Annotated in this window: 21 protein-coding genes and 1 riboswitch; of the genes, 6 read left to right on the top strand and 15 right to left on the bottom strand. The window is 65.9% G+C overall.

The window, feature by feature from the left end:
- The first annotated feature begins 1 nt into the window (after nt 1).
- Together dnaK and dnaJ are read left to right on the top strand one after the other, a co-directional pair.
- Nucleotides 2-1,927, top strand: coding sequence for a molecular chaperone DnaK (gene dnaK, locus AB4099_RS15760; protein ID WP_113517957.1), 1,926 nt, complete (start codon nt 2-4; stop codon nt 1,925-1,927).
- A gap of 152 nt (nt 1,928-2,079) precedes the next feature.
- Nucleotides 2,080-3,219: a molecular chaperone DnaJ gene (gene dnaJ / locus AB4099_RS15765; RefSeq protein ID WP_113517956.1), complete on the top strand. Its 1,140-nt coding sequence runs from the start codon at nt 2,080-2,082 to the stop codon at nt 3,217-3,219.
- Between the two features lie 74 nt (nt 3,220-3,293).
- Here the strand turns inward: dnaJ and AB4099_RS15770 are convergent, their stop codons facing one another.
- Together AB4099_RS15770 and AB4099_RS15775 are read right to left on the bottom strand one after the other, a co-directional pair.
- Nucleotides 3,294-3,485, bottom strand: coding sequence for a CsbD family protein (locus tag AB4099_RS15770; protein ID WP_043234134.1), 192 nt, complete (start codon nt 3,483-3,485; stop codon nt 3,294-3,296).
- Nucleotides 3,486-3,574: 89 nt separating this feature from the next.
- Nucleotides 3,575-4,411, bottom strand: coding sequence for a helix-turn-helix domain-containing protein (locus AB4099_RS15775; protein ID WP_441478730.1), 837 nt, complete (start codon nt 4,409-4,411; stop codon nt 3,575-3,577).
- Between the two features lie 142 nt (nt 4,412-4,553).
- On the opposite strand from AB4099_RS15775, the gene AB4099_RS15780 reads away from it, so the two are divergent.
- Nucleotides 4,554-4,961 carry a hypothetical protein gene (locus AB4099_RS15780; RefSeq protein WP_441478731.1) on the top strand — a complete coding sequence of 136 codons (408 nt, stop codon included), beginning with the start codon at nt 4,554-4,556 and terminating at the stop codon, nt 4,959-4,961.
- Nucleotides 4,962-5,177: 216 nt separating this feature from the next.
- Nucleotides 5,178-7,379 carry an esterase-like activity of phytase family protein gene (locus AB4099_RS15785; protein ID WP_441478732.1) on the top strand — a complete coding sequence of 734 codons (2,202 nt, stop codon included), beginning with the start codon at nt 5,178-5,180 and terminating at the stop codon, nt 7,377-7,379.
- 142 nt (nt 7,380-7,521) lie between these two features.
- On the opposite strand, the gene AB4099_RS15790 is transcribed toward AB4099_RS15785, so the two are convergent.
- The 6 genes from AB4099_RS15790 to AB4099_RS15815 all read right to left on the bottom strand — a co-directional run bounded on the left by AB4099_RS15790 (nt 7,522) and on the right by AB4099_RS15815 (nt 11,113).
- Complete coding sequence (locus AB4099_RS15790) at nt 7,522-7,917, bottom strand: cupin domain-containing protein (RefSeq protein WP_441478733.1); 396 nt, start codon at nt 7,915-7,917, stop codon at nt 7,522-7,524.
- A gap of 159 nt (nt 7,918-8,076) precedes the next feature.
- Complete coding sequence (locus AB4099_RS15795; protein WP_113517951.1) at nt 8,077-8,877, bottom strand: MetQ/NlpA family ABC transporter substrate-binding protein; 801 nt, start codon at nt 8,875-8,877, stop codon at nt 8,077-8,079.
- A gap of 43 nt (nt 8,878-8,920) precedes the next feature.
- Nucleotides 8,921-9,586 (bottom strand): methionine ABC transporter permease, encoded by a 666-nt coding sequence (locus tag AB4099_RS15800; protein WP_113517950.1) that lies wholly within the window; start codon nt 9,584-9,586, stop codon nt 8,921-8,923.
- Nucleotides 9,576-10,682 (bottom strand): methionine ABC transporter ATP-binding protein, encoded by a 1,107-nt coding sequence (locus tag AB4099_RS15805; RefSeq protein ID WP_441478734.1) that lies wholly within the window; start codon nt 10,680-10,682, stop codon nt 9,576-9,578. Before AB4099_RS15805 ends, AB4099_RS15800 begins: the two co-directional genes overlap by 11 nt.
- 7 nt (nt 10,683-10,689) lie before the next feature.
- Nucleotides 10,690-10,875 carry a hypothetical protein gene (locus AB4099_RS15810; protein WP_441478735.1) on the bottom strand — a complete coding sequence of 62 codons (186 nt, stop codon included), beginning with the start codon at nt 10,873-10,875 and terminating at the stop codon, nt 10,690-10,692.
- A gap of 13 nt (nt 10,876-10,888) precedes the next feature.
- Nucleotides 10,889-11,113, bottom strand: a complete 225-nt coding sequence (locus AB4099_RS15815) for a hypothetical protein (RefSeq protein WP_441478736.1) — start codon at nt 11,111-11,113, stop codon at nt 10,889-10,891.
- Nucleotides 11,114-11,575: 462 nt separating this feature from the next.
- Here AB4099_RS15815 and AB4099_RS15820 point away from each other — a divergent pair, with 462 nt between their 5' ends.
- Both AB4099_RS15820 and AB4099_RS15825 read left to right on the top strand, forming a co-directional pair.
- Nucleotides 11,576-11,959, top strand: coding sequence for a hypothetical protein (locus AB4099_RS15820; protein WP_441478737.1), 384 nt, complete (start codon nt 11,576-11,578; stop codon nt 11,957-11,959).
- A gap of 108 nt (nt 11,960-12,067) precedes the next feature.
- Entirely contained in the window at nt 12,068-12,547 is a 480-nt protein-coding gene (locus tag AB4099_RS15825; protein WP_441478738.1) for a copper chaperone PCu(A)C, read from the top strand.
- A gap of 61 nt (nt 12,548-12,608) precedes the next feature.
- Here the strand turns inward: AB4099_RS15825 and AB4099_RS15830 are convergent, their stop codons facing one another.
- The 7 genes from AB4099_RS15830 to AB4099_RS15860 form a co-directional block, all read right to left on the bottom strand.
- Nucleotides 12,609-13,538 carry a dihydrodipicolinate synthase family protein gene (locus AB4099_RS15830; protein ID WP_441478739.1) on the bottom strand — a complete coding sequence of 310 codons (930 nt, stop codon included), beginning with the start codon at nt 13,536-13,538 and terminating at the stop codon, nt 12,609-12,611.
- A gap of 22 nt (nt 13,539-13,560) precedes the next feature.
- Nucleotides 13,561-14,247: a fumarylacetoacetate hydrolase family protein gene (locus tag AB4099_RS15835; protein ID WP_441478740.1), complete on the bottom strand. Its 687-nt coding sequence runs from the start codon at nt 14,245-14,247 to the stop codon at nt 13,561-13,563.
- A gap of 109 nt (nt 14,248-14,356) precedes the next feature.
- On the bottom strand, nt 14,357-15,031 hold the full coding sequence (thiE, locus tag AB4099_RS15840; RefSeq protein WP_441478741.1) for a thiamine phosphate synthase: 675 nt from the start codon (nt 15,029-15,031) through the stop codon (nt 14,357-14,359).
- Nucleotides 15,028-15,777 carry a hydroxyethylthiazole kinase gene (locus AB4099_RS15845; RefSeq protein WP_441478742.1) on the bottom strand — a complete coding sequence of 250 codons (750 nt, stop codon included), beginning with the start codon at nt 15,775-15,777 and terminating at the stop codon, nt 15,028-15,030. The genes thiE and AB4099_RS15845 overlap by 4 nt, the downstream gene beginning before the upstream one ends.
- Before the next feature lie 8 nt (nt 15,778-15,785).
- Entirely contained in the window at nt 15,786-17,648 is a 1,863-nt protein-coding gene (gene thiC / locus AB4099_RS15850; RefSeq protein ID WP_441478743.1) for a phosphomethylpyrimidine synthase ThiC, read from the bottom strand.
- A 78-nt stretch (nt 17,649-17,726) separates the two neighbouring features.
- A riboswitch (TPP riboswitch) is annotated at nt 17,727-17,831 on the bottom strand.
- A gap of 82 nt (nt 17,832-17,913) precedes the next feature.
- Nucleotides 17,914-18,114: a hypothetical protein gene (locus AB4099_RS15855; RefSeq protein WP_441478744.1), complete on the bottom strand. Its 201-nt coding sequence runs from the start codon at nt 18,112-18,114 to the stop codon at nt 17,914-17,916.
- 109 nt (nt 18,115-18,223) lie between these two features.
- Nucleotides 18,224-19,373: OmpA family protein (locus AB4099_RS15860; protein ID WP_441478745.1), on the bottom strand; the 1,150-nt coding region annotated here is incomplete at its 5' end.

Here is a 19,373-nt window from a genome sequence, read left to right on the forward strand (position 1 = left end):
CATGGGTAAAGTTATTGGTATCGACCTCGGCACGACGAACTCCTGCGTTGCCGTGATGGAAGGCAGTACACCGAAGGTTATCGAGAATTCCGAGGGCGCGCGCACCACGCCCTCCATCGTCGCCATCACCGATGACGGCGAGCGGCTTGTCGGCCAGCCGGCCAAGCGTCAGGCCGTCACCAATCCGGAGCGCACTTTCTTCGCCATCAAGCGCCTGATCGGTCGGACCTTCGAGGATCCGATGACGAAGAAGGACATGAATCTTGTTCCTTACCGGATCAAGAAGGCCCCGACGGGCGATGCCTGGGTCGAGGCTGACGGCAAGGACTATTCGCCCTCGCAGATCTCCGCCTTCACGCTGACCAAGATGAAGGAGACCGCCGAGGCCTATCTCGGGCAGCCGGTCACGCAGGCGGTCATCACCGTTCCCGCCTATTTCAACGACGCCCAGCGCCAGGCCACTAAGGATGCCGGCCGCATCGCCGGCCTCGAGGTGCTGCGCATCATCAACGAGCCGACGGCGGCTGCGCTCGCCTATGGCCTGGACAAGAAGGCCGCCGGCACGATCGCGGTGTATGATCTCGGCGGCGGCACCTTCGACGTCTCGATCCTCGAGATCGGCGACGGTGTCTTCGAGGTGAAGTCGACCAATGGCGACACCTTCCTGGGTGGCGAAGACTTCGACATGCGCCTCGTCGAGTACCTTGCGGACGAATTCAAGCGCGAGCAGGGCATCGACCTGAAGAAGGACAAGCTCGCCCTGCAGCGCCTGAAGGAAGCTGCCGAGAAGGCTAAGATCGAGCTCTCCAGCGCCGCGCAGACCGAAATCAACCTGCCCTACATCACTGCCGACGCCTCCGGGCCGAAGCACCTCGCCATCAAGCTCTCGCGCGCCAAGTTCGAGAGCCTGGTCGACGATCTGATCCAGCGCACCATCGAGCCCTGCCGCAAGGCGCTCAAGGATGCCGGTCTTTCGGCGGGCCAGATCGACGAGGTCGTTCTCGTCGGCGGCATGACCCGCATGCCGAAGGTCCAGGAGGTGGTGAAGCAGTTCTTCGGCAAGGAGCCGCATAAGGGCGTCAATCCGGACGAAGTCGTCGCCATTGGCGCCGCGATCCAGGCCGGCGTGCTGCAGGGCGACGTCAAGGACGTGCTGCTGCTCGACGTGACCCCGCTCTCGCTCGGCATCGAGACATTGGGCGGCGTGTTCACGCGCCTGATCGACCGCAACACCACGATCCCGACCAAGAAGAGCCAGGTCTTCTCGACCGCCGAGGACAACCAGGGCGCGGTGACGATCCGGGTCTTCCAGGGCGAGCGCGAGATGGCTGCCGACAACAAGATGCTCGGCCAGTTCGACCTGATGGGCATCCCGCCGGCGCCGCGCGGCATGCCGCAGATCGAGGTGACCTTCGACATCGACGCCAACGGCATCGTCTCGGTGACGGCGAAGGACAAGGCCACCAACAAGGAGCAGCAGATCCGCATCCAGGCTTCCGGTGGTCTCTCCGAGGCCGATATCCAGAAGATGGTGAAGGACGCCGAGGCGAATGCCGCCGAGGACAAGAAGCGCCGCGAGTTGGTGGAAGCCAAGAACCAGGGCGAGAGCCTGGTCCACTCCACCGAGAAATCGCTGAAGGACTATGGCGACAAGGTTTCTGCCGCCGACAAGTCAGCGATCGAGACCGCACTGGACGCGCTCAAGGCCGCGCTGGCCGAAGAGAATGTCGAGGCGATCACCTCGCGCACGACCGACCTGATGCAGGCCTCGATGAAGCTCGGTGAAGCCATGTATGCGGCGAGCCAGGCCGAGGGTGCCACGGCAGAAGGCGGCGAAGAGCATGCCGACGCCAAGAAGGACGACGTCATCGACGCCGACTTCAAGGATGTCAGCGACGACAAGAACGACAAGAAGAAGAGCGCCTGATCGCGCTCTGACCTCTCCACGACGACCTGGCCGGGCTTGCCCCGGCCATCTCGTTCGGGAAGGGCCTCTTGCAAGGGAAAATGTCGTTCTTCTGACGAGTATGGCCGGGTGCCCGGCCATGATGCCGAGAAGAACGAAGGGGTGGCTGTTTGATGTCCAAACGCGACTACTACGAGATCCTCGGCGTCTCGAAGACGGCTAACGAGGCGGAGCTCAAGAGTGCTTTCCGCAAGCTCGCCATGCAATGCCATCCCGATCGCCATCCCGGCGACAAGGGGGCCGAGGCCAAGTTCAAGGAGCTGAACGAGGCCTATCAGGTGCTGGCCGATGGCCAAAAGCGCGGCGCCTATGACCGCTATGGCCACCAGGCCTTCGAAAATGGCGGCGGTGGTGCCGGCGGCGGTGCCGATTTCTCCGACTTCATGTCGGACATCTTCGATTCCTTCTTCGGCGATGCGCGTGGCCGTGGTGGGCCGCGCGGAGCCAATGGCCGCGAGCGCGGCGCCGATCTCCGCTATAATCTCGAAATCGGGCTGGAGGACGCTTTCGCCGGCAAGAGCGCCTCGATCCGCGTGCCGACCTCGATCGCCTGCGAATCCTGCTCTGGGACGGGCGCCAAGCCGGGCTCGACGTCGCGCCAGTGCCCGACCTGCGGCGGTCATGGCCGCGTGCGCGCCAATCAGGGCTTCTTCTCGGTGGAGCGCACCTGCCCGACCTGCAACGGGCGCGGCGAAGTTATCGATGACCCCTGCAAGAACTGCTCGGGCGCGGGTCGCGTCACCCGCGAGCGCACGCTGTCGGTCAATATCCCGGCCGGCGTCGAGGACGGCACACGCATCCGGCTTGCCGGTGAGGGCGAGGCGGGCCTGCGCGGCGGGCCGGCGGGCGATCTCTACATCTTCCTGTCGATTAAGCCGCACGCGATCTTCCAGCGCGACGGGGCCGACCTGTTCTGCCGCGTTCCGCTTGGCCTGACCTCTGCTGCGCTCGGAGGCGAGATCGAAGTGCCGACGCTGACCGGCGAGAAGGCGCGGGTCAAGATTCCCGAGGGTACGCAGAACGGCAAGCAGTTCCGGCTCAAGAGCAAGGGCATGAGCGTGCTGCGCTCGCGGGAGGTCGGGGATCTCTATATCGAGGTCGTGGTCGAGACGCCGCAGAAGCTGACGGCGCGCCAGCGCGAATTGCTGCTGGAATTCGAGCGCGAATGCTCAGGCGCAACCCATCCGGAAACTGCCGGCTTCTTCGGTCGCGTCAAAGAGTTCCTGGGCGGCATGAGCGGCGGCGCGGCCTGAGGGCGGCCCCGCAATTGAAAAGGCGGGCGACCCGTCCGGGGCACCCGCCTTTCAGATCGCCGGTCTGATGCAAATCAGGCCTTGTCGATCACTTTCTTGACCGCATCCTTGGCTTTGCCAACGGCCTGCTGGGCCTCGCCCTTGCGCTCCTGCGCAATTCCTTCGGCCTGAAGCCCCGGCTTGTTCATCGCCTTGCCGACGCCCTGCTTGACGTTGCCAGCGGCCTCGTTCGCCATGCCCTTGATCTTGTCTGCAGTGCTGCCCATGAGTCGTGTTCCTCTGTTGAAAAACGCATGTCGCATCAGCGACTTGTGCTGAGGAAACGGCTGGAACGCGCAAAGGTTCCCGGAAAAATTCAGGCCGGCCCGGACCGGTCCGCAGATGCCGCGGCCATCGCCCGGAGCGCTTCGGCCGTCGCCGCATCGGCCGGAAAGAACGTCTCCAGCGCCAGCTCCGACAGCGTGATGTCGACCGGCGTGCCGAAGACGGTCGTCGTCGAAATCAGGGAGAGCACCTGGTCGCCGACCTTCAGCTGCATCGGTACGACGATCGCCGCCTCCACCTCGGGGTCTGGCGCATGGCCCTTGCGAACGGGCTGCAGCGGCGCCGGATAGGTCAGCAGCTCGACGAGGAGATCGGCCAGGATCGGATCGGCGGTCGCCCGGATCTGCTGCCTCAGCCTGGCGATCAGATGGCTCCGCCATTCCGCGAGATTGACGATGAAGGGCGCGAGCCCGCCCCGATGCAGGCTGAGCCTCAGCACGTTGACGGGTGGGCGCAACAGCTCGGCATCGGCGACGAGGCCGAGCAGAGGCGTCACTGCGGCATTTGCGGCGAGCAACGTCCAATGCCGGTCGACCGCAACCGCCGGATAGGGCTCGTGGCCCTTCAGCACGAGATCGATCGCCGACTTGGCTGCCTGCAGGCTCGGATCCTCCAGCGACCGTTCGAGATAGACCGGCGCATAGCCCGCGGCGAGCAGCAGGGCGTTACGCTCGCGCAGCGGTACGGCGAGATATTCTGCCAGGTGCAGGACCATATCGCGGCTCGGCGCCGAGCGGCCGCTCTCGATGAAGCTGAGATGCTTCTGGGAGATCTCGGCCTCGACTGCGAGGTCGAGTTGACTCAGCCGGCGCAGCTGGCGCCAGTCGCGGATGAGGTGACCGACGGTGGGTTGATGATGCTTGTTCATGGCGAGAAACCTATCCGGGCTGTCGGTTCGTTCCAATTACCTCCGGCTTAATCGACGCGCCGACAGGACGGCGTCAGCATGGCTCCAACATCAACTGCCCGGGCCGGCTGCCGGAACGGGCTCACACCCAGGAGACCACGCCATGTCCTCGATCCAGTCCTCGCGTTTCCTCCGCAATGCCCTTGCTCTCGATGCCGCTGCCTGCGCTGCCACCGGTCTGCTGCTCGCCTTCGCTGCTGCGCCGCTCGCCGGATTGCTCGGATTCCCCGAAGCTTTCCTCCGCGGCGCCGGCCTGGTGCTGCTTCCCTGCGCCGCGCTGCTGGCTCTCTTCTCCAGTCGCGAGACCCTGCCGCGGCTCGCCGTCTACGCGGTGATCGGCATCAACCTCCTCTGGATCGCCGACAGCATCCTGATCCTGGTCGCCGGATGGTTTGCGCCGACGGGGCTCGGCGTAGCCTTCGTCCTGGCGCAGGCTGCGGCGGTCGCCATCGTCACCGAACTCGAGATCATCGGCTTCAAGCGCTCGACCGCGGCTGCCGTCGCGGCCTGAACGCGAGCAGCAGCCATCTCCAACCAGACGCCCCCCGGCCCCCGCCGGAGGGCGTTCTGCTGTTTTCGCAAAGCCACCACGTGGCGGGGGGCTGTTCGCGGCCCGATAAGGGAGCACGCGGGCTCCGATCGGGGACAGCGTCACGAAACTGTCGTGCGCACTCAATAGCTGATGCGGCCTGCACAGTTTCTTGCCCCAACGGAACAGGACCGCCCCATGCGCACCTCACTCGTTCTCGCGGCTCTCGCCTCGGTCCTGCTTGGCGGCACGGCTTTGGCCGAGCCGATGTTCAACCGTGTCGCGACCTTCTCCGTGCCGCTCAACCTGCCGGCCGACCGCGACGCATCCAAGAAAACCGTGTCTGAAATCATCGCGTCCAACGAAGCGGGGACGCTCCTGGCCTATACCGATGCCGAGCAGAAGGCCCTCGGCCTGATCGACATCACGACGGCTTCCGCCCCGAAGCCGGCAGGCTTCATTCCGCTCGAAGGCGAGCCGACCTCGGTCGTGATCCTTGGCGACAAGGCCTTCGTCGTGGTCGTCACCTCCGGTGACAATTTCAAGGAGCCGGCGGGTCATCTTGCCACGGTCGATCTCAAGACACGGCAGGTCGTTGCCAAATGCGAGCTCGGCGGCCAGCCGGATTCGATCGCGCTGACCAAGGACAAGGGTAAGCTCGCCATCGTCATCGAGAACGAGCGCGACGAGAAGCTGAACAAGGGTGCGCTGCCGCAGCTGCCCGCCGGCAACCTGACCCTGATCGGCATCAAGGATGGGGGCGCCGACTGCGCCTCGCGTCAGGTGGTCGACCTGACGGGGATCGCCGCCATCGAGCCGACCGACCCGGAACCGGAATTCGTCGACGTCAACCAGGACGGCCTCGCCGTGGTGACGTTGCAGGAGAACAACCACCTCGCCATCGTCGACACCAAGACTGGCAGGATCGTCACCCATTTCTCCGCGGGCACCGTCGATCTGAAGAACATCGACAAGACCCGCGACGGCGAGATCAAGCCGGTCGAGGAACTCAAGGGCGTCGCCCGCGAGCCGGACGCGGTGCGCTGGATCGACACCGAGCGCTTCGTCACCGCCAATGAAGGCGATTGGAAGGGTGGCTCGCGCGGCTTCACCATCTTCCGCAAGGAAGGCACGATCGAGTTCGATTCCGCCTCGATGGTCGACCATATCGCCATGCGTCACGGCCATTATCCGGAAAAGCGTTCGGCCGCCAAGGGCAGCGAGCCGGAAGGGATCGAGGTCGGCACCTACGGCAATGACAAGCTGATCTTCGTCGGCCTGGAGCGCGCATCGCTCGTATTGGTCTTCAAGGACGAGGGCGCCGGGAAAGCGCCGCGTTACCTCCAGGCCCTGCCGGGAGGCATCGGTCCGGAAGGCCTGCTCGCCATCCCGCAGCGCAATCTCCTTGTTTCGGCCTCCGAGACCGATGTCGGCGAGAAGGGCGGCGCCCGCTCCGCAGTGACGATCTATGAGCGCAAGGAAGGCCCGGCCGCCTATCCGACGATCGTCTCGCAGGATCATGAGGGTCTGCCGATCGGCTGGGGCGCGCTGTCCGGACTTGCCGCCCATGGCAGCACGGCTGGCCGCCTCTTTGCCGTGACCGACAGTGCCTATACGCCGTCCCGCATCCTCGAGATCGACGCCACGCAGAAGCCGGCCAGGATCGTCGCCGGCCTGACGGTGACCAAGGATGGCAAGCCCGCTTCCTATGACCTGGAAGGGATCGCGACCCGCGCCAATGGCGGCTTCTGGCTGGCTTCGGAAGGCAATCCCGAGATCAAGGACAAGCCGACCCGCAATATCCTGCTGCGGGCGACCGCAAAGGGTGAGATCGAGGAGGAGATCCACCTTCCCGAAGAGCTCGACAAGCATGCCGTGCGCTTCGGCTTCGAGGGCGTGACGGTGACCGGCGAGGGCGCGGACGAGACCGTCTGGCTTGCCGTGCAGCGCGAATGGAAGGACGATCCCAAGGGCAAGACCAAGATCCTGTCCTACAAGCCGGCCAGCAAGCAGTGGGGCGTGCTGCATTACCCGCTGACGGCTCCGGCCGCCGGTGCCTGGATGGGCCTCTCGGAGTTGACCTATCTCGGCAACGAGACCTTTGCCGTGATCGAGCGCGACAATCTCTTTGGCGCCAAGGCGGTGAAGACGCTGGCCACCTTCTCGGTCAAGGGTCTGACGCCGGCCGCAATCGGCGCCGCCGCCATCCCCACCGTCGAGAAGAAGCCGCTGCGCGATCTCACGCCGGATCTGATGAAGGCTGGCGGTTATGGGCTCGACAAGGTCGAGGGCATGGCTGTCGACAAGGCCGGCGATCTCTTCGTTGTCACCGACAATGACGGTGTCGACGATTCCTCCGGCGAGACCCAGTTCTTCGCCTTCGGCAAGATCGCGCAGTAAGGGGCGCGCAATGGCCCGGCAGCGGGCCTCAGGCACCGTCCCGAAAAGCGGATTGCGCCTTTCGGGAAAGACGACGCAAACACGAGATGGTCAGATCATCGGACCGAAAGATCCGGTCTGATGCTCTGACGCGGCCGGGTTTCTAGCGAACCGGATCCAGGAACGGCGTGTCCGGCTCGCTGACATAGAAGATCACCACTTTCAGCATCTCGTTGCCGCGGTTGTAGCCGGTCATCTTGACGTTCGGCGGCTCGACCAGCGATTCGCCGGCCTTCACTGTCACGGCCGTGCGCCCCTGCATTTCCAGGGTGAAGGCGCCTTCGATGACATGGACCGTCACCGGAAAACGGTGCGTATGGAACGGTGTCCTGTCTCCCGGCCTGATCATGGCGGTCATCACTCTGATTTCCTGCTGGGGGCCGGTCGGCATTCCCGGAACCACTGTCTTGAGCACGAGTTCAGGGCGCGCCAGCCGGTCGGTTTGGGCGGCGGCCGGCAGTGAGGCGAGGGCGCAGGCGGCGAGCGGCAGGCAACGCATGATCTCCTCCTCTGATCACGGTAATCCTGCGCCCATCATAACCGCCTGCACCGCGGCAGGTCCCGCCTATCTTGCCTGCAAAGAAAAACCCCGGATGCTCGCGCATCCGGGGCAGGTGCCTGGCCGCATCGCGTGACCAGGTGGGAGGAACGGTTGAGATCACCAGCCGGCGAGCACGTTGCCCTTGAAGCGCTCGGTGACGAAGGCCTTGATCTCCGGTGAGTGATAGGCCTCGACCAGGGTCTTGACCCAGGGCTTGTCCTTGTCCGCCTCGCGCACGGCGATGACGTTGACATAGGGGCCCTTCGGGTCTTCGCGCAGGATGGCCGAGGTCGGCTCGATCTTGGCGTCGACGGCATAGTTCGTGTTGATCGAGGCGGCCCCGACATCGGCAAGCGAGCGCGGTGCCTGTGCCGCATCGATCTCGATGATCTTCAGCTTCTTCGGATTGGCCGTGATGTCGGCGACGCTCGGCTTCACGCCGACGCCGTCCTTCAGCTTGATCACACCCTTGTCCTGCAGCAGCAGCAGCGAACGGCCACCATTGGTCGGGTCGTTCTGGATGGCGACGGTCGCCCCATCCGGAATCTCGGCCCAGCTCTTGTACTTCGACGAATAGATCCCGAGCGGGAAGTTCACGGTCAGGCCGACGCTGACCAGCTTGTAGCCGCGGTCCTTCACCTGATTGTCGAGATAGGGCTGGTGCTGGAAGGAGTTGGCCTCCAGCTCGCCGGCATCCAGAGCCTGGTTCGGTACGACATAATCGGAGAACTCGACAATCTTGATGTCGAGGCCCTTCTTGGCGGCGATCGGCTTCACCTTCTCGAGGATTTCGGCATGGGGGCCGGGCGAGACGCCGATGCGCAGCGTCTGGTTCTGCTGGGCGAGGGCCGGCGCCGAGAGGAGAAGGGCGAGGCCGGAGGCGGCAAGCGCGGCGCGGCGGGTCAGATTGATCGACATGATGTTTCCTTGCGGGTGTTTGAATGGTTGAGGACGGAATGGCTCAGGCGTGGCGCAGGCGCTTGTTGAGGCGGCGGGCAAGCCGGTCGCCGATGCTCTGCACGGTCTGGACGAGGACGATCAGCACGGCGACGACGACGGCCATCACGTCCGGCATGAAGCGCTGGTAGCCGTAGCGGATGCCGAGGTCGCCGAGGCCGCCGCCACCGACTGCACCGACCATGGCCGAGAAGCCGATCAGGCTGACGATGGCCAGCGTCAGTCCGAGGGTGATCGCCGGCAGTGCCTCGGGCACCAGAACCTTGCGCACGATCTGCAGCGGGCTCGCGCCCATGGCGCGCGCCGCCTCGACCAGGCCCTGATCGACTTCGCGGATGGCGCCCTCGATCAACCGGGCGATGAAGGGGGCGGCCGCGACGGTGAGCGGGACCATGGCGGCATTGGTGCCGATCGAGGTGCCGGCCAGCAGTCGGGTGAAGGGGATGATCGCGACGACGAGAATGATGAAGGGCGTCGAGCGCGTGGCGTTGACGAGCACGCCGAGCACGGCGTTGACGGCGGGCGCGGCGAAAAGCTCACCACGTTTGCTGGTTGCCAGGAAGACGCCGAGGGGCAGGCCGATCAGCGTACCGATCCCAGCTGCGACCGCGACCATGAGCAGCGTGTCGGCGGTCGCCTGGGCGATGAGGCGGATGAGTTCAGGAGACATGGCCGATAACCTCCGCCTTGAGTTCGAGGCTCTTCAGGGCGCCGAGCACGGCAGCGAGTTCCGGCTCATGGGCCGTGACCGAGACGAGCAGGCTGCCAAAGGGCTGGCCCGCGATGGCATCGATCCGTCCGGCCAGGATGTTGACATCGACGCCGACGATCGAGCTCAGCCGGCTGATCACCGGGGCTGTCGCATTCTCACCGATGAAGGTGATGCGCAGCAGGGCGCTGTCGCCTGGACGTGCCTCCGACCTGACGCGGCCGGCGAGTTGGGCGGGAAGTTCGACACCGGTCACCGTCTCGACGAAACGCGCGGTGGTCGGGTGCTTGGGCTGGGTGAAGACGGTAAAGGTCTCGCCTTCCTCGACGATCCGCCCGCCCTCGATCACCGCCACGCGGTCGCAGATCTCCTTGATCACCGGAATTTCGTGGGTGATCAGCAGGATGGTGATGCCGAGCTCGCGGTTGACCCGCTTCAGCAGGCCGAGGATCGACTGTGTGGTCTCAGGGTCGAGCGCCGAGGTCGCCTCGTCGCAGAGCAGCACCTTGGGTTCGGTCGAGAGCGCGCGGGCGATACCGACGCGCTGCTTCTGGCCGCCGGAGAGTTCGGCCGGATAGCGCTCGCGCTTTTCGGACAGGCGGACCAGGTCGAGCAGCCGCGTGACCTGGCGTTCGATCTCGGCCCTTGGCGCGCCTGCAATTTCGAGCGGCAGCGCGACATTGTCGAAGACGGTGCGCGACGAGAGCAGGTTGAAGTGCTGGAAGATCATCCCGATCGTCCGCCGCCGCGCCCGCCAGCCGGCTTCGGTCAGGGCGGTGACATCCTCATCCTCGATCAGGATGCGGCCGGAACTCGCCCGCTCCAGACCGTTCACCAGCCGGATCAGCGTGGACTTGCCGGCGCCGGAGCGGCCGATCACGCCAAGGATTGCGCCCCGTGGTACGGTGAGATCGATGCCCGAGAGCGCGGTCACGGCGCCTTGCCCGGAGCGGCCGGAGAAGACCTTGCCGACATTCTCGAACCGGACCGTCGGTTCTGGACTGAAAACGGGGTTGGCACCGACGCTGAAGGCGTCGGGCTTCACGAGAGCGTTCATCATAACCTCAGAGGAGCGTGTGGCAGGACCAGTGCGAGATGCCGAGCTGTTCCAGCGTCACGTCGTGGATGGAGCGGCGTGTGTTCTCGTCTTCGTCCGCCCGCTCCTGGGTCGAAGATGGTGCGAGCACGGTGGGAAGGGCCCGGTCGAGCCAGTCCCGGAGCAATGCGCTCAGGGTCGTGATCAGCTGCATCGGCCTGCCCCCGCTACGACGCCAGCCGCAGCGCCGGGCGGCGCTGGGAGGCGGCGAGCTGCCGGGCCGCGGTTTCGGCAGCGTTTGGCGTTGCGAAACGGAGGCCCTCAAGTGCGCGAAAGGCGGACGAGGCGGAAATGAAGGTGAAGAAGCGTTCGTCGCTGCGGCGATTGACGAGCCCGGCCTGGGTCTCGCCGATTTCGATGATGAATGCTTGCTGGGTTTGCGACTGGGTCATGGCTTGCCTCCGCCGCATGGGCGGCGTTCGATTGGGCGGATCGGATTGGGAGAGGCCCCGGCGTCAGCCCGGGCCGTCTTTCAATGCAAGATCAGCATCGACAACAGCAGGCAGCCATCAGCATCGTGGCAGCGGACCGGCGCAAGGTCGAAACGGTCATGTTCATCTCCTCGTCACTGGAGCCCACGACCCGGTCGTGGCGCTTTAGCGTTTGGTGACGCGGCGCAAGCTGCACGCTCAAATCTCCGCGGCCGCCGAACCATGTCCAGCGACAGTGCCAATCTGGGTGAAATTGTCCTCTTTGTCAACCCGATCGTTCTTTTAAAGAAACGAATGAAAGGGAATGAATCTTTCGCGCACCGTTGCCGAGGGGGCAGAAATCTCTCCGCGATCGTCTCGCGGACCTCACCCTGCGACAGAGCGCGGCTTGACGGAGAGCAGGTGAGGAGGCCAAGTCGCGCCATGTCGGCCCTTGGTTCCCCGCTTGAGACGCTGCGCCGCTCCGTTCTCGGAGCCTGGCTAGCGGCTGTCTATGCGCTGGCCGTTCTGGCCGCGGGCCTGACACCGGCATCAGCCTTTGCGGCTCATCCAGCGCTGGCAGGTGCGGTTCTGTGTTCCGGGCAATCCGTCTCGGACACGTCCGAGGTTCCGGAGCCGGCGAATGGCGTCCAGCATTGCATCGGCTGCCCGATCAATCCTGCCCTTGCGATCCCTCCTGTGCCGCCACAGCCGGTGGGCGCGCGCCTTGCGGCCCCGCTGGAGCGCTCCGTCCCGATTCTGACGGATGCCACCCATGGCGCTGTCCTCGGTCTGCCGCAATCGCGAGCGCCGCCGATCGCATCCTGAACACGGTTTCGTCTCTCCCTCTCGTCTTGCGGCCAGCCCGACAGGCCGCCGCAAACCGGGATTTCCGGCCATTCGCGAATGGTCGCGACCTCTTTCAGGACCATGCTCATGAACAAGCCCGTTCACTACCTCGCCGCGGTCGCGCTCACACTGGCGAGCGCCGCCGCCTTCGCCCATGACTACAAGGCTGGCCCGCTGAAGATCGGCCATCCCTGGTCGCGCGCCACGCCGGCCGGTGCCAAGGTCGGTGGCGGCTACCTTTCGATCGAGAATACCGGTTCGACACCGGACCGGCTGATCGCGGTCTCTGCGGCCTTCGCCGGTCGCGGCGAGATCCATGAGATGGCGGTCACCAATGGCGTGATGACCATGCGCGAGCTTGAAAAGGGCATCGAAATCCCGGCCGGTGCCAAGGTCGAGCTGAAGCCCGGCGGCTTCCACATCATGTTCCAGGAGCTGAAGCAGCCGCTGAAGCAGGATGAGCGCGTCAAGGGCACGCTGACCTTCGAGAAGGCTGGTGTGGTTGAGGTCGAGTTCAAGGTCGAGGGGATCGGCGCCAAGGGCGCAGCCGCCGAGCACACGCACTGAGCGCTTGAAGACAAGGCGATGCCCCCCTCTCGTTGAGAGGGGGGCATCGCGATTCCTGCTTTCAGAATTTGGCGCGCGGGTCGTGCTTCGCCAGCCGCGCCAGCAGATAGTCCACTTCCGCCTTGGCCGCGGCGGTCAGACCGGCGCCCGGCTTGCGCTGGGCGTCGCTGGCCAGGATGCCGCGCTTCATCATCGTATATTTGCGGACGGCAAGGCCGACGCCCTGCTGCTGCTCGTAGCGCAGCAGCGGCAGATGCGCGTCGAAGATGTCATGCGCCGCGTCGCGCTTGCCCTCGCTGGAAAGGCGGACGACGTCGATCAGCAATTCCGGGAAGGCATAGCCGGTATTGGCACCGTCGGCACCGCGTTCCATCTCGAAATCGAGGAAGAGCCCGCCATTGCCGGTGAGGATCGCAATCTTGCGCAGGCTGCCTTCCGCCTGGAATTTGCGCAGCGTCGAGATCTTCTCGAGCCCAGGCCAGTCCTCGTGCTTCAGCATCACGCAGGACGGGTTGTCCTGGACGATGCGGCGGATCACGGCCGGCGTCATCACCACCGAGAGCGTCAGCGGGTAGTCCTGGATGACGAAAGGAATGTCGCTGCCGATCGCCTCGACAGCCTGCGCGTAATAGCCGACGATCTGGTCGTCGGTGCGAAGGCTCGGCGGCGGGGCGATCATCACGCCGCCGGCGCCGCGATCCATCACCTGCCGCGCCAGTGAACGCATCGCCGCAAAGCCCGGTGCCGAGACGCCGACGATGATCGGCTTGCCACCCATCTTCGCGACCGCGCGCTTGACGAGCCCGATGGACTCCTCCGGTTCGAGCTTCGGCGCCTCGCCCATGATGCCGAGCACGGTGATGCCGTCAGAGCCGATGCCGGCATAGAAATCGAAGAGCCGATCGGTGCTCGCCCAGTCGATGGCGCCATCGGGCGTGAAGGGGGTCGGCGCGATGGGATAGACACCGCGGGCGTCAGGGGTCAGCTGCATGATCAGTTTCCTTGAAGTCTCTTCAGGCGATCCGGGTGCGGACGCTGCCGACGCCGTCGATGGCGCCTTCCAGCACGTCGCCCTTGACGACGGCCGCGACGCCTTCCGGCGTTCCGGTGAAGATCAGGTCGCCGGGCGCCAGCGCGACGAGGCCGGAAAGATAGGCGATCGTCTCCGGCACGCTCCAGATCAGCTTGGCGAGATCGGAGGTCTGGCGCACGCGGCCATTGACCGTGAGCTCGATCTTGCCGGCGCTGGGATGGCCGCTCTGGCTCGCCGGCACGATCTCTCCGATCGGGGCCGACTGGTCGAAGCCCTTGCCCATGTCCCAGGGGCGGCCGGTCTTCTTGGCTTCGGCCTGCAGGTCGCGACGGGTCATGTCGAGCCCGGCCGCATAGCCATAGACATGCGAGAGCGCCTCGGACACCGGGATGTCGCGCCCACCGGTGCCGATCGCGACGACCAGCTCCATTTCGTGATGCAGGTCTTTGGTCTTGCTGGGATAGGGCATGTCGGTGCCGTTGATCACCAGCGCGTCCGCCGGCTTGGTGAAGAAGAACGGCTCCTCGCGGTCGGGATCGCCCCCCATCTCGCGGGTATGTTCGGCATAGTTGCGCCCGACGCAGAAGATGCGGCGCACGGGGAAGAGCCCGCCGCCCGCTACCGGAACCGCGCTGATGGCGGGCGGTTCGATCACATAATTCGTCATGACGCAGCGCTCCCTCGATGTTGTGCCGTTCATGGGCGAGCGATGGACGCGAAGCAAGGGGCGGGGCGCTCGTGGCGGGGCTGCGCGCCCGGCATTGCCGCGTGACGGTTCAGGCGGATGCGGGAGCTTCCGGCGGCGTCGGCAGCAGCCGCTCGAGCACCGCGCGCAGCGCGCGCGCGGCGGCCCCGACATCGTCCTGCACGAACAGTGCGCCGATCACGGCAATGCCGTCAGCCCCTGCCTCGATGACGGAGGCTGCATTCATGGCCGTGATGCCCGCGATGGCTCCGACCGGGAGTGGTCCCAATACGGCAGCAGCCTTGCGCCGGAGGGCCGTGAAGCCGTCGAGCCCGAGAGAGGAGCCTGCATTGTCCTTGTGCGAGGTCTGGAAGACACCGCCGATGCAGGCATAGTCGATCTTCGCTAGGGCCAGCGCGGAGAGTTCATCCTCATGCTTCAGCGTCGCGCCGATGATGGCGCGGGGCCCGAGCAGGCGGCGGGCATCGTTCGGCTTCATGTCGTCGGCGCCGAGATGGACGCCGTCGGCACCGGAAGCAAGTGCGACATCGACGCGGTCGTTGATCAGCAGCGGCACCCTTGTGCCGTGCAGGGCCGAGCGGATGGCCCGAGCCTCGCGCACCATCTCGCGCGTCGTCTCCGTCTTGGCGCGCAGCTGGATCAGGGTGGCGCCGCCATCGACCGCGGCACGCGCCAGGTCGGCCAGCGAGCGCCCGGCCGCGATCTGCGGATCGACAATGCCGTAAAGGCGGATATCAACGCTCACCCGTGCTCTCCCATGCGTTCGCGCAGCGTGGCTTCGTCCATTCCTGCCAGCGCGTCGATCAGGTGCACGGCGAAGCTGCCGGGCCCTTGCGATGTCTCTGCCGCAATCTCACCGGCGATGCCATAGGCGGTCAGCGCGGCGGCCGCCGCGATCGCCGGATCGCCCTCGACCGCGCAGCATGCCGCGATCAGGGCGCCCGCTGCGCAGCCGACCCCGGTGACCTTCGTCATCAGCGGATGGCCGTGGGAAATGGATAACGTCCCGCTCGCCCCCGCAATCCGGTCGACCTTGCCGGTGGTGACGAGCGTGAGGTTGCGCTCGCGCGCCGTCTCGAGATCGGCCGCGAGCGCGGCCATCTCGGTCGCGTTGCCGCGCACCACGATGTTCGGCAGGCGCAGCACCTCGCGCGCCACGTGCTGGCGCAGCGGCGAGAGCTCGACGAAGACCGGATCGAAGACGAGCGGCTTCCGTCGGTCGCGCGCAACCTCCAGCAACTTGGGGATGGCAAGTTCGCTCTCGGCATTGATCGTGCCGATATTGATCAGGATCGCGCCCGCGCCTTCGGCCATCGCCGCGACCTCGTCGACATGGATCGCCATGGACGGGATCGCGCCGAAGGCGAGCAGCATGTTCGCCGTGATGTTCTGCGCCACTGTATTGGTGAGGCACTGCACACGCGGGCGGCTCGTCGCCACCCGCGCCAGCACGCCCGCGACGACCGTCGCGTCGAGGCGGGCCGCGGTCATCGTCGCGCTCATTCGGCCGCCGGCAAATAGAGATTGCCGCCCTTGGCCAGGAATTCCTGCGATTTCTCCGCCATGCCTTCGAGCGCTGCGCGTTCGTTCTCACCCATCGCCAGCACTTCGGCGCGCAGATCCTGCGTGATCTTCATGGAGCAGAATTTCGGCCCGCACATCGAGCAGAAATGCGCGACCTTGTGAGCGTCCTTCGGCAGGGTCTCGTCATGGAAGGAGCGCGCGGTGTCGGGGTCGAGCGCCAGGTTGAACTGGTCTTCCCAGCGGAAGTCGAAGCGGGCACGCGAGACCGCGTCGTCGCGGATCTTGGCCGCCGGATGGCCCTTGGCGAGATCGGCGGCATGGGCCGCGATCCGATAGGTGATGACGCCGGTCTTGACGTCGTCGCGGTTGGGAAGGCCGAGATGCTCCTTGGGCGTGACATAGCAGAGCATGGCGCAGCCGAACCAGCCGATCATCGCCGCGCCGATGCCTGAGGTGATGTGGTCGTAACCCGGCGCGATGTCGGTGGTCAGCGGTCCCAGCGTGTAGAACGGCGCCTCGCCGCATTCGCGCAGCTGCTTGTCCATGTTCTCCTTGATCTTATGCATCGGCACGTGGCCGGGGCCCTCGATCATCACCTGGCAGCCCTTGTCCCAGGCGACCTTGGTGAGCTCGCCCAGCGTCTCCAGCTCGGCGAACTGGGCGCGGTCATTGGCGTCGGCGATCGAGCCCGGACGCAGGCCATCGCCGAGCGAGAAGGAGACGTCATATTTGCGCATGATCTCGCAAATCTCGTCGAAGCGCTCGTAGAGGAAGCTCTCCTTGTGGTGCGCGAGGCACCAGCGCGCCATGATCGAGCCGCCGCGCGAGACGATGCCCGTGACGCGGCTCGCGGTGAGCGGGACATAGGGCAGCCGCACGCCGGCGTGGATGGTGAAATAGTCGACGCCCTGCTCGGCCTGCTCGATCAGCGTGTCCTTGAAGACCTCCCAGTCGAGCTTGATCGGGTCGCCGCCGACCTTCTCCAGCGCCTGGTAGATCGGCACCGTACCGATCGGAACCGGCGAGTTGCGCAGGATCCAGGAGCGGATGTTGTGGATGTTGCGGCCGGTCGACAGGTCCATCACCGTGTCGGCGCCCCAGCGGATTGCCCAGACCAGCTTCTCGACCTCCTCGGCAGCGCCGGAGGTCACGGCCGAATTGCCGATATTGGCGTTGATCTTGACCAGGAAATTGCGGCCGATCGCCATCGGCTCCAGTTCGGGATGGTTGATATTGGCGGGAATGATGGCGCGGCCGCGCGCGATTTCCTCGCGCACGAATTCAGGGGTGACGAATTCCGGAACCGAGGCGCCGAAGCTCTGGCCATCGGCATGGCGCTCGCGGGCGCCTTCGAGCATCGCGGCGCGGCCGAGATTCTCGCGATGCGCGACATAGATCATCTCGGGCGTGATGATGCCGGCCTTGGCGAACTCGTACTGGGTCGCCATCTGGCCGGGCTTGGCCTCGAGGATCGGGCGGGCGGCCGGGCAGGCGGGAACGAGCTGTTCCGCCGAGATATGGCCGTTATCGGCGGCGGTGACGGCACGGCCGGGCACGGTCGTGAAGCCACGAGCATCGAGCCAGGCCCGGCGCGGCTGCGGCAGGCCGGCATTGAGATCGATCGTGACATCGCTCTCGGTGAACGGACCGGACGGATCGTAGATGCGGACCGGCGGCTCGGAATCGGTGGTGAGCTGTACTTCGCGGAAAGGCACCCGCATCTCGGGGTGGTCCGGCGGCGCGACATAGATCTTGCGCGAGCCGATGATCGGGCCGGTCGTTACGGTTTGAGGGGCCGCCTTGACGGTATTCTTCTGTGGCTTGGTATGGGCGTTCATGGGATCTCCTCCTTGGTCCAAGGTTCAGGAGATCCGGGTTTAGAAGCGGTCCAGTCGCTGTCTGCGGGTACACGTGTGGCGCACGCCGCGTTCCAGTCCCTCCGCCGGTATGACCCGGATCAGGTTCGACGGGTTCGGCTTTGGACGCCATCTCAGCTCTTGCGAGCACCCCTCGGAACGAGGCGGAGGTTAGGGCCGGCGGCTCTTGAACGCAACCGGCAACGGGCCGGATGCGACCCGGCCATGCGGCGCCGGAATGCCGCCTTCAGGCGAGAATGTCGACGTTCTGGCCCTGGCCAGCGGCTAGAGTAGCCTTCTGGGTTTCGGCGCTCTGCTGCAGCATATCCACGAGCGCCTGGTCGGACGAGGCCTGCTGCTTCACCATCGCGGTCTGCAGGGTCTGGCGGGTCGAGGCTGCCTGGCTTGCGGCAAAGCTCTGGGCGATCGCGACGGATGTCTCACTCATCATCAACTCTCCTTACGGGAGGTCTTAAGCATGAGAGCTTGCTGATTCCTGAATCCCCCGAACCGGGGAGGCCGGCGCGACGGTCGCCCCCCGCGCCGGTTCGATCGGTTCACTGCGGCTGGTTCTGTCCGGCCAATAGCGGGGTGATGCGTCGGAGCGTGACGCGGCGGTTCTCGCGCGCGGCCTCCTGCGTCTGCACCTTGAGATACTGCTCGCCATAGCCCTGCGTCGTCAGGTTCTCCGGCGGCACCTGGAAATCGCGCGTCAGGATCTCGGCGACGGATTGGGCCCGGCGATCCGAGAGCGAGAGGTTGTCGACATCCGAGCCGACGGCGTCGGTATGGCCCTCGACCAGGAAGACCTCGTTCGGCGCGCGCTGCAGTGCCTGGCTGATCGAGGCGGCAATCACCGAGAGCCGCTGCGCCTGATTGGGCGTGACCTCCCAGGATCCGGTCTCGAATGTCACCGTGTCGATATCGACGCTGCGCATGCGGGCGCGCAGGTCCGGCGAATAGCGGACTTCGTCGAGCGTGTAGCGACGCGGGATCGCGGCGATCGGCGGGGCAGTGATCGTCTCGTAGATCAGGCGCTGATCGGCCTGCTCGGCATCGACGATATAGCGCTCGCGCGGGATCGGCAGCGGCGGCGGCGGCAGCACGACGACCTCATCCGAGAAGCGCATGTCCGGCCGATCGCGGCGGGTATTGTCGATCATCACGATCTCATCGCCGTCGCGCATGCGCCGGGTCCGGCGGATCAGGCGGCCGTCCTCGTCGGTCACGGTGATGATGCGGCTGCCGTCCGGCCGTTCGTACACGGTGACGTTCTCGTCTCCGCGCCGTTCGGTCCGCCCCTGCCAGCCGAGGTCGCGAAAGCGCTCGGTCTCGTCGCGGCGGATGATGGCACGGTCGTCGTCGCGGATGATCGTGCGACCGGGCTCGCGAATGATCGTGACGTCGCCCTCGCGACGCTCCTCGCGGCGGCCACGGACATCATCGAGACGGGTCGCGCCCTGCGTCGCCATGATGCCGCCGAGCATACCGACGCCAAGTCCGATTGCAGCCGCGCCACCGAGCCCGATGCCACCGCGACGACCCTGCCGGTCAGGAGGCGGCAGTTGCCCGGGCCCAGCGGCCGGAGGCTGGCCGGCCGGAGGCGGAGCGAGCGTCTGGCCCGGCTGCGGCGGAGCAACTGGCGGTGGGACCGCGCCGGGCGCGCGACCGCCGGGGGGCGGGGCGAGCGGGGCGGTTGCCGGCGGC

Origin of the sequence: Allobosea sp. 2KB_26 (genome assembly GCF_052115715.1) — a bacterium.
In the GTDB taxonomy this organism is placed as follows: Bacteria; Pseudomonadota; Alphaproteobacteria; order Rhizobiales; family Beijerinckiaceae; genus Allobosea.

Coding starts and splice junctions, on each gene's coding strand:
- dnaK (WP_113517957.1), top strand. CDS start 2: ATGGGTAAAGTTATTGGTATCGACCTCGGCACGACGAACTCCTGCGTT.
- dnaJ (WP_113517956.1), top strand. CDS start 2,080: ATGTCCAAACGCGACTACTACGAGATCCTCGGCGTCTCGAAGACGGCT.
- AB4099_RS15770 (WP_043234134.1), bottom strand. CDS start 3,485: ATGGGCAGCACTGCAGACAAGATCAAGGGCATGGCGAACGAGGCCGCT.
- AB4099_RS15775 (WP_441478730.1), bottom strand. CDS start 4,411: ATGAACAAGCATCATCAACCCACCGTCGGTCACCTCATCCGCGACTGG.
- AB4099_RS15780 (WP_441478731.1), top strand. CDS start 4,554: ATGTCCTCGATCCAGTCCTCGCGTTTCCTCCGCAATGCCCTTGCTCTC.
- AB4099_RS15785 (WP_441478732.1), top strand. CDS start 5,178: ATGCGCACCTCACTCGTTCTCGCGGCTCTCGCCTCGGTCCTGCTTGGC.
- AB4099_RS15790 (WP_441478733.1), bottom strand. CDS start 7,917: ATGCGTTGCCTGCCGCTCGCCGCCTGCGCCCTCGCCTCACTGCCGGCC.
- AB4099_RS15795 (WP_113517951.1), bottom strand. CDS start 8,877: ATGTCGATCAATCTGACCCGCCGCGCCGCGCTTGCCGCCTCCGGCCTC.
- AB4099_RS15800 (WP_113517950.1), bottom strand. CDS start 9,586: ATGTCTCCTGAACTCATCCGCCTCATCGCCCAGGCGACCGCCGACACG.
- AB4099_RS15805 (WP_441478734.1), bottom strand. CDS start 10,682: ATGAACGCTCTCGTGAAGCCCGACGCCTTCAGCGTCGGTGCCAACCCC.
- AB4099_RS15810 (WP_441478735.1), bottom strand. CDS start 10,875: ATGCAGCTGATCACGACCCTGAGCGCATTGCTCCGGGACTGGCTCGAC.
- AB4099_RS15815 (WP_441478736.1), bottom strand. CDS start 11,113: ATGACCCAGTCGCAAACCCAGCAAGCATTCATCATCGAAATCGGCGAG.
- AB4099_RS15820 (WP_441478737.1), top strand. CDS start 11,576: ATGTCGGCCCTTGGTTCCCCGCTTGAGACGCTGCGCCGCTCCGTTCTC.
- AB4099_RS15825 (WP_441478738.1), top strand. CDS start 12,068: ATGAACAAGCCCGTTCACTACCTCGCCGCGGTCGCGCTCACACTGGCG.
- AB4099_RS15830 (WP_441478739.1), bottom strand. CDS start 13,538: ATGCAGCTGACCCCTGACGCCCGCGGTGTCTATCCCATCGCGCCGACC.
- AB4099_RS15835 (WP_441478740.1), bottom strand. CDS start 14,247: ATGACGAATTATGTGATCGAACCGCCCGCCATCAGCGCGGTTCCGGTA.
- AB4099_RS15845 (WP_441478742.1), bottom strand. CDS start 15,777: ATGACCGCGGCCCGCCTCGACGCGACGGTCGTCGCGGGCGTGCTGGCG.
- thiC (WP_441478743.1), bottom strand. CDS start 17,648: ATGAACGCCCATACCAAGCCACAGAAGAATACCGTCAAGGCGGCCCCT.
- AB4099_RS15855 (WP_441478744.1), bottom strand. CDS start 18,114: ATGAGTGAGACATCCGTCGCGATCGCCCAGAGCTTTGCCGCAAGCCAG.